This is a genomic window from Lysobacter sp. yr284 (assembly GCF_900107375.1).
Lineage (GTDB): Bacteria > Pseudomonadota > Gammaproteobacteria > Xanthomonadales > Xanthomonadaceae > Lysobacter.
Genome location: NZ_FNPT01000001.1, coordinates 1,320,148 through 1,332,796 on the forward strand (window position 1 = coordinate 1,320,148; position 12,649 = coordinate 1,332,796).

Consider the following 12,649-nt stretch of genomic DNA (forward strand, 5'->3'; position numbering starts at 1 on the left):
CTAGACAGAAACGGTTCGCGGCATTTTACGATGCAGCATGCAAAGCGTATGACAACGAACAGAGCAAATCCCCAGGCTCGCCGTTTAAAAAATCTCGGCAAAATTTACTGGACTGCCTAGCGACCGCCCCCGCCTTGAGAAAAAACATTTGACCCTCTAATAAGGAGCGCAAACATTTGATTTTTGTGGGGTGATGCACTTGGACCTTGAGACCGCCATTGCGCCAAGAAGGCCCAACCTAAAAACCGTCCTCATCATTACAAGAGACGGCATAATCGAAATTCCCGCATCCAGGCGAGCACCAATGAGTAAAAATTTCTTTCTCTAGCGCCAACGAAATTCCAGCGCAGAGATAAGTCGCCGTCTATACGGCGGTGCCAGTCGCGCCGTCTCGCGCACCGGCGAGCGCAGCTACCGCTACAACAACCAGGACGGCCTGTACGAGCAGATCAGCACCAAGACCCTGCGCTACGACGACAACAGCCGCCTGATCGAAACCCGCAGCTATTACGGCGCCTCGCTGACCTACCGCCACAGCTCCGGCGCCGACGGCGAAACCGTCTACACCAACTACGGCGGCTGGCTCGCCGGCGCCGAACAGTACGCCTACGACCCCGGCGGCCGGCTGATGTACCAGACGGTGTATCAACGCGACACCTCGCGCCCGGACTGGGTGCTGTACGCGCAAGGCGACTAGGCCAACGACCTCAGCGTCCTGGCCACTCAGAACCGCACCGACTACCGCCTGTCCGACAGCGACACCGTCGCCACCGGCTACGACGCGTTCAACCGCCTCACCCGCTACCGTTCGATCGGCAACGGCTACGTCCACACCTACACCAGCACCTACGTCGGCGGGGAGGGCTTCCAGGAAAGCAGCGTCACCGGCACCAGCAGCAACCCCGACTACCGCACCACCACCAACACCCTCACCTACGACGCCTTCGGCCGCCTGACCACGCAGCGCGAAACCACCCCGCTGCGCAGCGGCGCGCTCGACGACCGCGTGCGCTACTACAGCCTCACCGGCGACGGCCGCGTGCAGACGCGGCGCGAAGGCACGATCAAGAACGGCGCCTTCGTCCAGGACGGCCCCGGCGGTCCCGGCAACTACCTGCTGGTCCATGCCGGCTGTCAGCAACTGGCCGAACTCAAGCAGGGCCAAGCCGTCTCCGGGCCGAATCAACCGCTTTACTACACCGACCAGATCGTCAGCCTCGGCGGACTCGGCAACTACGAAGTCGGCGCCGGCAATCAGATTGCCGCTTTGCCGGGTGAGACGCTGGTGATGCTGGCGCAGCGCATTTATGGCGATGGGCAGCTGTGGTACGTGATCGCCGAGGCCAATGGGCTGGGCGATCCGAATCAGGAGCTGGCCGAGGGGCTGTTGCTGACGGTGCCTGGCGTGAAGGTGAGTCGGAACAGCTCGGAGACGTTCAAGCCGTATAGCCCGGGGGAGGCGATTGGGTCTACGACTCCGGGGTTGCCATACATCCCACCGCCGCCGAAGGATGGGTGCGGCGGGTTCGCGATTGTCATGATGGCGATTGTGGCGATCGCCGTGACCGTTGCGACCTGGGGCGCCATGACCGGGCAAACCGCCGCGGCGATGAGCGCTACGACCGGCGCAACAGCGGCTGGTACCGCAACGGCTGCTACCGCGGCAGCCGGCACCACAGCCGCCGCCGCGACAAGCACATCCATTGCAATGAGCACCGCCGTCTACGCCGGCGCGGTTTCAGGCGCTGCAGGCAGTCTGGCCAGTCAAGCCGTCGGCAGCATGATGGGCGCGGTCAGTTTCAGCTGGCGCAATGTCGCTGTCGGCGCCGTCACCGGAGCTGTAACCGGAGGTATCGCCTCCCAGTGGGGCGGCGTTGCGGAAGCACTGGCCAACAGCCCATTGAAGGCGATAGGGCTGGCAGCGACCAACTCGGTCGTGGGAGCGGCGGCCGACAAGCTCATTGCCAACCGTTCGTTTAGTTGGAAGAACGTTGCGATTGGCACCGGCTTCCAGTTGGCGCTCGCTGCGATGTCAGTGGCCGCCTCGCGAGCAGCCAACAAGTCTGGTGTCGGTGCAGCCTCTCGCCCCGACGAGGTCTCCACCCTCGACAGCCTTTACAACCGGGAAGACGCGCTAGCCAGCAACGAGTTGGGCGGTCGCTCACGCTACTCGATCGCTGGAAACGAAGATGGTTCGATCGCAGTAGTGGATCGAATCAAATCCAGTGGCAGGGGGCCTCGCGTCCAATTGGATACTCCGGCCGAGATGTCGGGTGACACCCTCCGTATTCAGCCCCAATCCCCCTCACTTGATGTTGAGGCGCTGCCTGCTCCACATGACATTTCAGAGGCGGTGAGGGTGACGGTAGCCGCCCCCTCTCAAGTCAAATTCCCGGTTCCGAATGTCTATCTCAAACCAGAGCTGAAGAACGAAGCCAGGCTTCAGCCGGTGCCATTGGACAATCTATATACCCCTCGCTACGGGCCGTATGAGGCTGCCTATAACGGATACATCGCTGGACTGGACGACGCTAGCAATCTCTTGCACATACGAGCTATGGGGCTAGCTGGGGCGGTGATCGTGACGCCTGTTGCATTAGCGGACATGATGACGTCTGGCATCATCAATGCTCCGAATAATGCCTATCTTGCCGGGTAATCCTTTGCGAAGGCGAGCATGTTAGAAGGGCATGACTCCGCAATTGCAGGGCTAGAAGGCGCCTCCCAAGCGATTAACGCATTTTTAGGCTTCGGGGATCTAGTAACTCTTGGCGCTGGGGGCTCATCTATGGGCCGCACGCGCCCGTCTCTTATTCATCAGGACGCTGAAGCTTTAACAGCCAGAACCGCACGCGAAACAAATGAAACAAGGCCAAGAGCTGTAAACCCCACGGCCGTGAACGAACACGGCCTACCTATCACTGGAGCCGCCAAAGCTCATAGAACTGAAGCTCACTGGACAAAAAACGCCTCCGGCCCGAGAAGCCTTGAAGACGCCATAAATTTCGCCGATGATCGAGGCTCTTTCGGCCAAGGATTTATTGATTACGAAGTACTGGAAAGCAACGTAATTCTCGTCGACCATGGCGAATTCAAGATCAAGTACAGATTGGTAGAAGACAGCACGTTCGACGAAGTCTTTGGGGCCGACAAATTCGCTTCCTATTCCGTCAAAAGTTCAGCCAAGGAAGTTATTATCGATAAACGACTTTCATGGAATGATATGTTCGGGGGCACAGCCGCAGTTAACGTTCGAAGCAGTGTATTCGAAAGCGACAGGGCAATAACCGTGGTGTTAGGGCACGAGTATTTTGAAATTTCCGGCCTGCACAAGCGCGCGGCTACAACAGCAATTTACAGATCAGAAACCCAGGCATACATCGATTATCTCCATAATTACGCCGTAGATTACGCTGACAACTTAGTTCAAAAAATGATCAACGAAGGAAGATAACTATCCATGAACATGCAAGAATTTAAAGATTTTATAAAAAAACTTGAGCAACTACTCGCGCATGACGGCATCGACGAGGTCAGTTACAAATTGTTTATTCTTAGAAATCTCCCCGCAGAGCATAAAAATGAAGCCAACCTATCGGATATTTTCTCCAAATCAAGCATAAACCTCCTCATTGAAGAAGGCGAACAGATAATAAATATAGGCAGAGGCGATTCCTACATCATCGGGGGTGATCCCGTTGACTTCACCGACTTCCGCCAGCGCTACATCGAAATATTCACGGAATGGGAAGTACGCGGATGGATAAAAATTAACCGAAACAGTGATGGCACAATAAAAATAATCACAATTGATTGATTTTCTTGATATTTATTCCATAAATTCTAAACATATTAACTTGACAGGCAACAGGGCTGGTTCTACTTCGAAGCCAGGAATCAGGAAATTGTCCGAACCGATCCGGCCGCCCCTACCCTCGTGGCAGAACGAGCCATCGAGTCCGGGGGCTTTATGCCTACGTGGACTTTTCGCGGCGGACGCACTAAGGGGAATGATCGATCTGGCCTTTGCGGAAGAGCGCGGCGTCGTAATCTTGCCAACGCGCCAAGCGATGCGCGCCTTCTATACCCCGAGCGGCTTCGCCTCGATTATCGAAGAAGCGCTACGGGGACGTCGAGACGCGGAGATCGTCATCTCTCCAGGCCTGTATGGCAGCAACCTCGTCTGTGTGATTCGTCCGATGATCTAGCAGCACTACATCAACAACGACGTATTAGGAATGGCGATCGCCCGGTCGAGACGAGAGCCTAGCAATACAGCAAAGTTCGCAAGCGTCCCGATGGCGACAGTAGTCAATTTGCTTCCGAGACCGCGAACCTCATGCGCAAGCCGCGTCGGTTCGCACGCCACCCATGCGGCTTACGCGCAAGGCTCTCTGGCTTGCGAACACAAGGTTTCACGCGTCGCGCGCAAGGCAAAATGCCTTGTAGTCAGGTCTCAGAGGTTCGCGTGCAAGAAGATTCGCCCCAATGCCAAAGCAAGAGGGCTTGGTACCGCAGAGCTCCGCGGCTTGCGGTCGGATGTTTAGGGCTTGCGTCGAGATGGCCTGGATCCGCGACGACGCACTACCCCTTGCGTTCGGTATAAATCGGCCCGCGCCTGACGCCTGAAGGCTTGCGTTTGTGTCCTTAAAGCTCGCGCAAGGCCGAAACGCTTCCGTTTGCACCGAGGCCAATGGTCGCCGCCGGCCGGACGGCGACCGATGGGCGGCAACAGACTTAGTCGGAGCGAATCGCCTGGAGGTTGCCATGGACTTGCTCGGCCCAGAGGCGGAACACGCGGGCCAGGGCGCGGCGGCGCGATTGTTCGGGTTTGCGGATTTCGGGCGATGGGGTGGCGGGGTCGATGGTTTGGGCGATGCCGATCAGTTCGTCGCGGAAGGCTTGCAGGCCGTGGTAGGCGTCGGCGGGCAGCATGACGTAATCGGCGGGGGGCGCGGGCGCGGTTCTTCGGGGCATCAGCGGTACTCCTCTCCATGAGCCAGTGGCCCGCACTGCGCGGATGCGCAGGCGGTATGTCGGGAGGTTAGAAGCCGCGTACAGGCGGCGGGCGTATTCCCCTTGCGGGTGTTGTATTAGCCGCCCTCCCGACGCAAGACACGCGCCGGCTATGCCCGAACAACAGGCATAAAAAACCCACCGGGATTTCGGAGGTGGGGACCGCTGTACGAGGAGTTTCTACGCTCCGATGCGGAGCCTGCTACTGGCAAAAACGCTTGTCGATAGCCGTTTGCGGAGCTTTTCCAGCCGTGCGCAAGGTTGATGCACGCGATGCACATCAAACCGAAAGCCGCAGCAGCGGTTTCGCGAACAACGCCGTCGTCGTAGAACGCGCTCGGATGAAGCAACGGCGTGGTTGAGTCAGCGCGGTCGCGGCTTGCGCCGCTCCTACAGGGGGCGGTCGCGACTTACTCGGCGCTTGCGGTTGCGGCAAAGAAAAAGGGCGTCCTCGCGGACGCCCTTTTTGTTCTGCGGTGATCCCGCCCTGCCCTGCGATCAGTAGTAACCGGCAAGGTTGAGGAACCACCCCTTGTTGTCGTACTCCAGGTCCGTCATGTCGTCGCTGAAGTCGGTGAAGTTGTAGCCCACGCCGACCTTGAAGTTCTCGCTCAGCTGACGGTCCACGCCGACCAGCCAGCCGCGGCGGTCGCCGCCGTCTTTCACCGACAGCCAGCGGTATTCGGCCATCGCGTCCCACTTGGCGATCAGGTGGTAGCGCACTTGCCCGGCCAGCAGGTCGGCGCGGCTGTCGAGCCACAGGCCTTCGCCGCGGTCCATGCGGTAGTCGCCCCAGCGGCTGGCGGCCTTGCCGGCCACTTCCCACTTGTCGTCGATGCGGTAGATGCCTTCGAACGACAGCACCTGCGAGCGTTGGTCGTAGCGGTTGCCGCCTTCCTGGCCGATGGTGGCCAGGTCGTACAGGTACACGTACTTGCCGAACGCGGCCCAGCGCGAATTGTCGTGCGGGCGGTAGGCGAAGCCGAGGTTGCCCTCCACCGTCTTGGCGCCGCGGGCGGCTTCGATCTGGTCCTTTATGTCGGAGTACAGGAAACGCGCGGCGATGCGCCAGTCTTCGTTGATCTTGTAGAACAGGCGGTTGGCGGTGGTCCAGGCTTCGCGGCGTTCGGCGCCGCTGTCCTTGCGGTATTCGACCTTGCTCGACCAGTCGGTGCGTTGGTCGGTGCGGCCGCCGCTGAGGCTGTAGGCGCGGCGGTCGATGTGGCCGGAGGGGCCGTCGACGTCGCCGTCCATCACGCTGAAGCCCAGGTTCCAGCCTTCGGCGGGATAGAAGTCCATGCCGAAGGTGTGGCCGATGCCCTCGCTGGAATCGCGCGGGTCCTTGAGGAACACGCTTTCGTTGTAAAGGTTGGTCTGGTTGTTGAGGCGCCAGCGCTGGCCGATGGTCCAGCCGGTCTGCAGCACGTTGTCGAACAGCGGGTCGCGTTCGGTGCTGTCGGCGCTGAAGGTGTAGCCGCCGTAGAGGGTGTGGTCCGGGGTCAGGCGGTACTCGGCTTCGGCCTTGCCGGCGCTGCCGCGGCTGCCGTTGCTGTATTCGGCGCTGACGCTGGAGCGGTCGCCGAACAGGTAGCGCGCGCCGATCGTGCCCAGGTCGTTGCGGTCGTAGCGGCCGCCGTCGTCGTCGACGGTGTACTGGCCGGCGACGTACAGCTCCAGGCTGGAACCGATGCGGTGGGTGTAGCGCATCGCGAAGAGCATCGCGTCGAGATCGGGCGTGGTCGAGCCGGCGCCGCGCTCTTCGCGGATGCGGCGCAGTTCGGCGCCGAGCTGGTCGTCGTTGGTGATGCGCCAGTCCATGGTCAGCTGGCTCTGTTCCAGCGCCTCGTCGCCGCGTTCGCGGCGGGTGTGGCGGCCGAACAGGCTGAAGTTCTCGGTGAAGTAACCGAGGAACTCGGCGCCGTACTCGCGCACCGCCTGGCCCTGGTCGTAGCGCGAGATCGAGAAGCCCGGATCGACGTCGCGCCACCACGCGCCCGCGCTCCAGTCGAGCTGGGTCCAGCCCAGTTCCTTGAAGTTGGCGCGCGCTTCGATCTTGTCGGCGTCGCCCTTGCGCGGGCCGTCGATCGGGTTGACGCGGGTGAAGTCGATGCCGCCGTTGCTGGAATACCACAGCGGCGCCGCGGTGGACTCGCTGCGGGTCTTCTCCAGCTTCAGGTAGGTGCCGCGGCCGGCCTGCAGGGTCAGGTCCACGCCCTTGAGGGTGTAGTCGTCGCCGCTGCGGTTCTCGTCGATGTAGGTGCCGCCGACCGCGAGGTGATCGCCGAACCACTGCTTGCCGCGGAAGCCGGCGCTGACGTCGTCGGTCTGGAAACCGGCCGGGACGTATTCGTAATCGACCAGCAGGCGCTGGGTGTAGCCGTCCAGCGGGGCGTCGCGGGTCAACGTGCGCACGTTCTCGCGGGTGATCTGCGACAGCGGGCGGGTCAGCAGGATCCGGCCCTGCATGTTGTTGATTTCGTAGTCGGCGCCGCGCGTCAGGTCCACGCGCGATTCGACCCGGCCGGTGCTGACGTCGCGGATTTCGACGGTGATCTTTTCCGAACCCGGCAGGATGTCGGTGTGGCGCAGCATGTACAGGCTGTTGCCGGTGCCGAGGAACTCGGTGTGGCCGAGCGCGCTCTGCGCTTCGGAGCCGAACACGCGCAGTTCGCTGCGCGGGTCGCCGAGCACGGTGGTGTTGCGGCTGCGCCAGGCCAGCGCCGCGCCGTACAGCGAGCGGTTGTACTGGGCGTACTCGGTGCCGGTGATGCCGGTGTTGAAGTTGCCCCAGATCGCCTGGTTCTGGTCCCAGTCCACGCGCAGGTACAGCTTGCCCTGGGTGTCGACGTCGCGGTAGGTGTTGGAATCGTCGCCGTAGACCGGGTAGTACAGGTTCGGGTCGAGGCGGCGGAAGATGTCCTGCGCGTCGGCGTCGAAGAAGCCGTTGAACAGCCGCTTGATCTCGTTCTCGCGGGTGTCGGCCTGGGCGGTGATCAGGTACTTGCCCTGCACCTTGCCCTTCAGATAGAACGCCAGCCGGCCTTCGCTGATGAAGCTGTCGTCGTAGCGCCCGCGGTCGCCCGCCGCCATCGGCTCGATGTTGCCGCTGACGCTGTTCTTGGACACGGTGACGTCGGCCAGCGCGACCAGGAAGCTGTACTTGCCGGTGACGTTGACGTCGAGGTTCTTCTCCAGCGTCGCCCCGCCCTGGCCCTTGATCTTGACCGCGTAGGTGTGCGGCCCGATCGGCTCGAGGAACTCGGCGGCGAACTTGCGCTCTAGGTCGATCGGGAAGGTCTGGTCGTTGATGGTGATCTGGCTGTCGCGCGGGATGTCGCGGCCGTAGATGCGCACGCGCGAGCCGTACACCGGGATGTTCTGCAGCCGGATCGCGTTGGTGCCGTAGATCGAGCTGGTGATCGCCAGGTCCTGGGCGTTGTTGGCTTCGATCGGCTGGCCGAGGCTCTTTTGCACCTGGTCGCGCTGGATCTGCACGCCGCGCTCGTACTCTTCCGGCTTCAGCAGCTGGATGCGCTGCGGCTGGATTTCGTCGAACACGCCGCTCTTGCCGTAGGCGCGGGCGATGTAGATCAGCTCGTCGCCGGCGAGCAGGTTCAAGCCGGCCGGCAAGGTGCCGTCCCATTCCTGCTCGGCCACGTTCTCCACCGGCACGTCGATGGTCGCCAGCGGCGTCACCAGGTCGGTGTCGCTGCCGCGGTACACGGTGACCTGCAGCTTGTCGATGAAAGACGCGTAGTTGGTGTAGGCGTGGAAGCGCACCGGCTTGATGATGCGGCCGTTCTCGAACGGCGCGGTCGAACCGGCCTGCACGTTGAGCACCGGCGGGCCGAGGGTGGGATCTTCGGTGGCCCAGATCACGCCGCCGTTGGGCAGGTCGATCTGGAACTTGCCGGCGATCTTGGCCGTGCCTTCGGTGACGTTCTCGCGCACCACGTCGACGCGGCGGTTGGCCTGCAGCGCGTCGGCGTCGTCGCCTTGCGCGACCGGCTTGTCCTCGCCGCGGGTGCGCACGCGGAACAGCAGGCCTTCGTCGCTGCGGCATTCGTTGCCCTGGCACTGCGCCGGGACCTCCGCCGCGCCCGCCACCGCCTCGCGCGCGGGCGCGGGCTTGTCGAGCGAGCTCAGGTCCACCGGCGCGGCGCCGGCGCGGCCGCCGTCGCCTTGCTTCAGCGGCAGGCTCGGTTGGCCGGACTTCTGCGCGTACGCGGGGGCGGCGGCGCCGGCGGCGAACACGCCACCGGTCAGCAGGCCGATCAGGGTCATGTCCAGAAGCTTCATCTTGATCTTCATGGTCATGTCCTCAACGGTTGCCCACGCCGACCGGCGCCTGGGTGTCGTCTGTGATGTCCACTCGCACTTTCTGCCTTACCTCGGGCTTGAGTTCGGCCGAGATCGCTTCGAACACGGCCTTGGCTCGACGCAGTCCCAGCTGGACGTTGTAGGCGGCGGCGCCGCGTTTGTCGGCGCGGCCGACGATGCCGATCGCGCCGCTGCCCTGCTGGTTGAGCGTCTTGGCGATTTCGCTGATGAGCGTGCGGTACTGCGGCTTGATCGTGGCCTGGTCGGTGTCGAACAGGACCTCGCCCAGGCGGATCGCAGGATCCAGGCTGACCAGCGTGGCGTCGGTGCCGGCGACCACGTCGACCGAGACCTTGCTCGCCAGCGCCGGGTCGCTCTCCAGTTGCTTGAGCAGCGCGGCCTGCACCGCACGGGCGCGGGCGAAGGCGAGCGCCTCCTCCTGCGCCTGCGCGCTGACGGTGACGCTGCCGCCGCCGGCGTCGCGCAGGCGTCCGGCGATCTGCTCGAACATCGGCGCGTAGCTCTGCTTCACCTTGGCGCTGCCGGGCTCGAACATCACCTCGCCCAGCTCGACATCGGTCTCGGACTTCATCCCGGAGACTTCGCCCGGCGGCAGCTTGACGCCGAAGTCGAAGCGGGTCGGGATGCCCTGGGTGATGCGGCGCACGCGCGGGTTCTCGGTGGTGAACACCGAACCCGGCGGCAACGTGGCCTGGTCGACCTTGAGGATGAAGTTGCGGCCGCGCGAGGCGTTGCCGCCGTCGATGCCTTCCAGGTGGAAGCGGCCGTAAGCGTCGGTCTCCATGATCAAGCCCTCGACCGAAGCGATGCGCACGCCGGGGATGCCGCGCTCCTCGATTCCGTTGTTGCGGATCGTGTAGGAGACGACGTAACCGGTGGCGCCCTGGGCGACCTGGCGGGTCACCTGCAGGTCCTGGCCGCTCAGCCCCTTGGCCGCGTCGCCGCGGGTGCGTTCGACCGTGGTGCGGCCGTCGGCGCCCATGCGCACGGTGGTGCCTTCGTCGGTGGTCAGCACGAAGTCGTCGGTGAAGGCCAGTTCGTTCAAGGTCTGGCGCACCACCACTTCGCGCGCCGGCGCGGCGGCCGAACCGCGGCCGTCGATCCGGCCCAGGGCGATGCCGTGCAGCATCGGCGCGCTGGCGTCGGGCTCGGCGACCGGGCCTTCGCCGCGATCGACCGTGGTCGAGCCGGCGACGTAGGCGTTCGGGGCGAAACCGCCCTGCACGCGCACGCCGCTGGCCTTGGCCGGATCCTGCCAGCCGTCGCCGTCGCGGTCGTCGAACACGGTGCCGACCAGCAGGCTGTCTTCCAGCAGCGGGTCGCCGGCCATGGTGACTTCGGCGGTGGCGTCGTTGGAGATCTTGGTGCCCTTGTCGTCGTAGCCGGCGACCTGGTTCTTGTGCACGCCCTTGCCGACGCCGGCGCCGACGCGCAGGAAGTAGCTCACGGTGGCCTTGCCGCCGATCGCCACGTCGATGCCGCCGATGCGCAGCGGGTTGGCGCTCATCACCACGCCGTTCTTGTTGTCGTCGTCCACGGTCAGCGAGTTGTCGACGAAGGTGAAGCCGGCCGGCGGGATGTCGACCAGGGTGGCGTTGACCGCCGGCGAGTCGCCGACGTTCTCGACCAGCACGCTGTAGCGGACCAGATCGCCGATCTTGACCTCGCGCACCGCCGAGGTCTTGACCAGTCGCAGCACCGGCGCGTTGGCGATCACCGTGATGGTCACCGACGCGGTCGCGCACACCGGCGTCGGCGAAGAGGTATCGCAGACGCGGTAGGTGAACGTGTCGGTGCCGGCGAAGAATTGCTTCGGCGTGTAGGTGCACGCGCCGGCCGCGCAGGTCACGGTGCCGTTGGCCGGTTCGCCGACGATGGTCAGCGACGCCGGATCCAGCGGCGCGCCGGTCACCGTGTCGTTGCCGATCACGTTGACGGTCACCGGGGTCTGCTGGTTGGTCTGGGCGGTGTCCGGGTTGGCCGTGACCTTGTTCGGCTGCACCGTCACGCTGACCTTCGCGGTCGCGCAGTTGGTCGGGTTGAGCTTCTCGCAGATCGTGTAGCCGTAGCTGTCGTCGCCGGAGAAACCGCTGCGCGGCGTGTAGGTGATGGTGCCGTCGCTGTTGACCACGGTGGTGCCGTTGGCCGGGTCGGTGCTGACGGTGATGATCACCAGGTTCGGATCGATCGGCGCGCCGTTGAGCGTGTCGTTGGCGATCACGTTGGTGCTCACCGGCGTGTTCTGCGGCGTGGTGCCGGTACCGCCGGCCGGATCGTCGGTCGCGGTGATGGCCGGCGCCGACACGGCGATGGTGACCGTGGCGGTGTCGCAGTTGCTCGGGTTCAGCACCTCGCACAGCTTGTAGGTGACGGTGTAGCTGCCGGCCGGCGTGTTCGGCGCGACATCGACGCTGCCGTCGGCCTTGACCGTCAGCGGGCCGTTGCTGTTCGGCGTGACGACGACGTCGGCCGGATTGACCGTGCTGCCGCCGAGGGTGTCGTTGCCGAGCACGTTGACCACGTTGGTGCCGCCGGTGGCGCCGTTGACCGGCGTGGCGACGATGTCGTCGACCGCGTCGATGGGGGCGGCGTCGACGGTGACCTTGACCGTGGCGGTATCGCAGTTGCTCGGGTTCAACACCTCGCACAGCTTGTAGACCAGCGTGTACGTGCCGGCCGGCGTGCCCGGCGCGACGTTGACCGCGCCCGTCGCCGGGTTCAGGGTCACGCCCGGGTTGCTGCTCGACTGCTGGCTCAGCGTCACGTCCGCCGCGACCACCGGCTGGCCGTTCAAGGTGTCGTTGCTGCGCACGTCCACCACCGCCACGCCGCCGGCGCGTCCGTCGACCGGCGTGCCGGTGTCGTCGGTCGCATCGATCGCCGCGGCGTCGACCTTCACCGTCACGTTGGCGTCGTCGCAATTGCTCGGGTTCAGCACTTCGCACAGCTTGTACACCAGCGTGTAGGTACCCGCCGGCGTACCCGCCGCGACGCTGACCGCGCCGGTCGAAGCGTTCAGGCTCACGCCTGCGTGGCCGCTCGAGACCTGCGCCAGCGTCACGTCCGCGGCCGCCACCGGCTGACCGTTCAAGGTGTCGTTGCTGCGCACGTCGGCGTAAGCCACGCCACCGACGCGACCATTCACCGCCGGCGCATTGCTGTCGTCGACCGCATCGATCGCCGCGGCATCGACCTTCACCGTCACGTTGGCGTCGTCGCAGTTGCTCGGGTTCAGCACTTCGCACAGCTTGTACACCAGCGTGTAGGTACCCGCCGGCGTGCCCGCCGCGAC

General features: G+C 63.9%; 7 protein-coding genes. 4 read left to right on the plus strand and 3 right to left on the minus strand.

The features are described 5' to 3' along the window. Positions 1-1,006 precede the first annotated feature (1,006 nt). From BLV01_RS05040 to BLV01_RS05045, 4 genes are all read left to right on the plus strand, one after another. Entirely contained in the window at positions 1,007-2,659 is a 1,653-nt protein-coding gene (locus tag BLV01_RS05040) for a LysM peptidoglycan-binding domain-containing protein (protein WP_091794534.1), read from the plus strand. 18 nt (positions 2,660-2,677) lie between these two features. Beyond that, complete coding sequence (locus BLV01_RS25195) at positions 2,678-3,454, plus strand: hypothetical protein (RefSeq protein ID WP_139178483.1); 777 nt, start codon at positions 2,678-2,680, stop codon at positions 3,452-3,454. Positions 3,455-3,460: 6 nt separating this feature from the next. After that, entirely contained in the window at positions 3,461-3,817 is a 357-nt protein-coding gene (locus tag BLV01_RS25200) for a hypothetical protein (protein ID WP_139178485.1), read from the plus strand. A 193-nt stretch (positions 3,818-4,010) separates the two neighbouring features. Continuing rightward, the gene (locus BLV01_RS05045; protein WP_091794536.1) at positions 4,011-4,208 is read left to right on the plus strand and encodes a hypothetical protein; all 198 of its coding nucleotides are present in this window, start codon (positions 4,011-4,013) and stop codon (positions 4,206-4,208) included. A gap of 529 nt (positions 4,209-4,737) precedes the next feature. Here BLV01_RS05045 and BLV01_RS05050 read toward each other — a convergent pair. The 3 genes from BLV01_RS05050 to BLV01_RS05065 all read right to left on the minus strand — a co-directional run. After that, positions 4,738-4,935 (minus strand): XAC0095 family protein, encoded by a 198-nt coding sequence (locus BLV01_RS05050; RefSeq protein WP_091794538.1) that lies wholly within the window; start codon positions 4,933-4,935, stop codon positions 4,738-4,740. Positions 4,936-5,514: 579 nt separating this feature from the next. Beyond that, on the minus strand, positions 5,515-9,327 hold the full coding sequence (locus BLV01_RS05060; protein ID WP_139178487.1) for a hypothetical protein: 3,813 nt from the start codon (positions 9,325-9,327) through the stop codon (positions 5,515-5,517). A 10-nt stretch (positions 9,328-9,337) separates the two neighbouring features. Then, positions 9,338-12,649: Ig-like domain-containing protein (locus BLV01_RS05065; RefSeq protein ID WP_139178489.1), on the minus strand; the 3,312-nt coding region annotated here is incomplete at its 5' end.

Bases quoted from the DNA above. Each gene is read 5' to 3' on its own strand.
- BLV01_RS25195 (WP_139178483.1), top strand. From the start codon at position 2,678: ATGTTAGAAGGGCATGACTCCGCAATTGCAGGGCTAGAAGGCGCCTCC.
- BLV01_RS25200 (WP_139178485.1), top strand. From the start codon at position 3,461: ATGAACATGCAAGAATTTAAAGATTTTATAAAAAAACTTGAGCAACTA.
- BLV01_RS05045 (WP_091794536.1), top strand. From the start codon at position 4,011: ATGATCGATCTGGCCTTTGCGGAAGAGCGCGGCGTCGTAATCTTGCCA.
- BLV01_RS05050 (WP_091794538.1), bottom strand. From the start codon at position 4,935: ATGCTGCCCGCCGACGCCTACCACGGCCTGCAAGCCTTCCGCGACGAA.
- BLV01_RS05060 (WP_139178487.1), bottom strand. From the start codon at position 9,327: ATGAAGATCAAGATGAAGCTTCTGGACATGACCCTGATCGGCCTGCTG.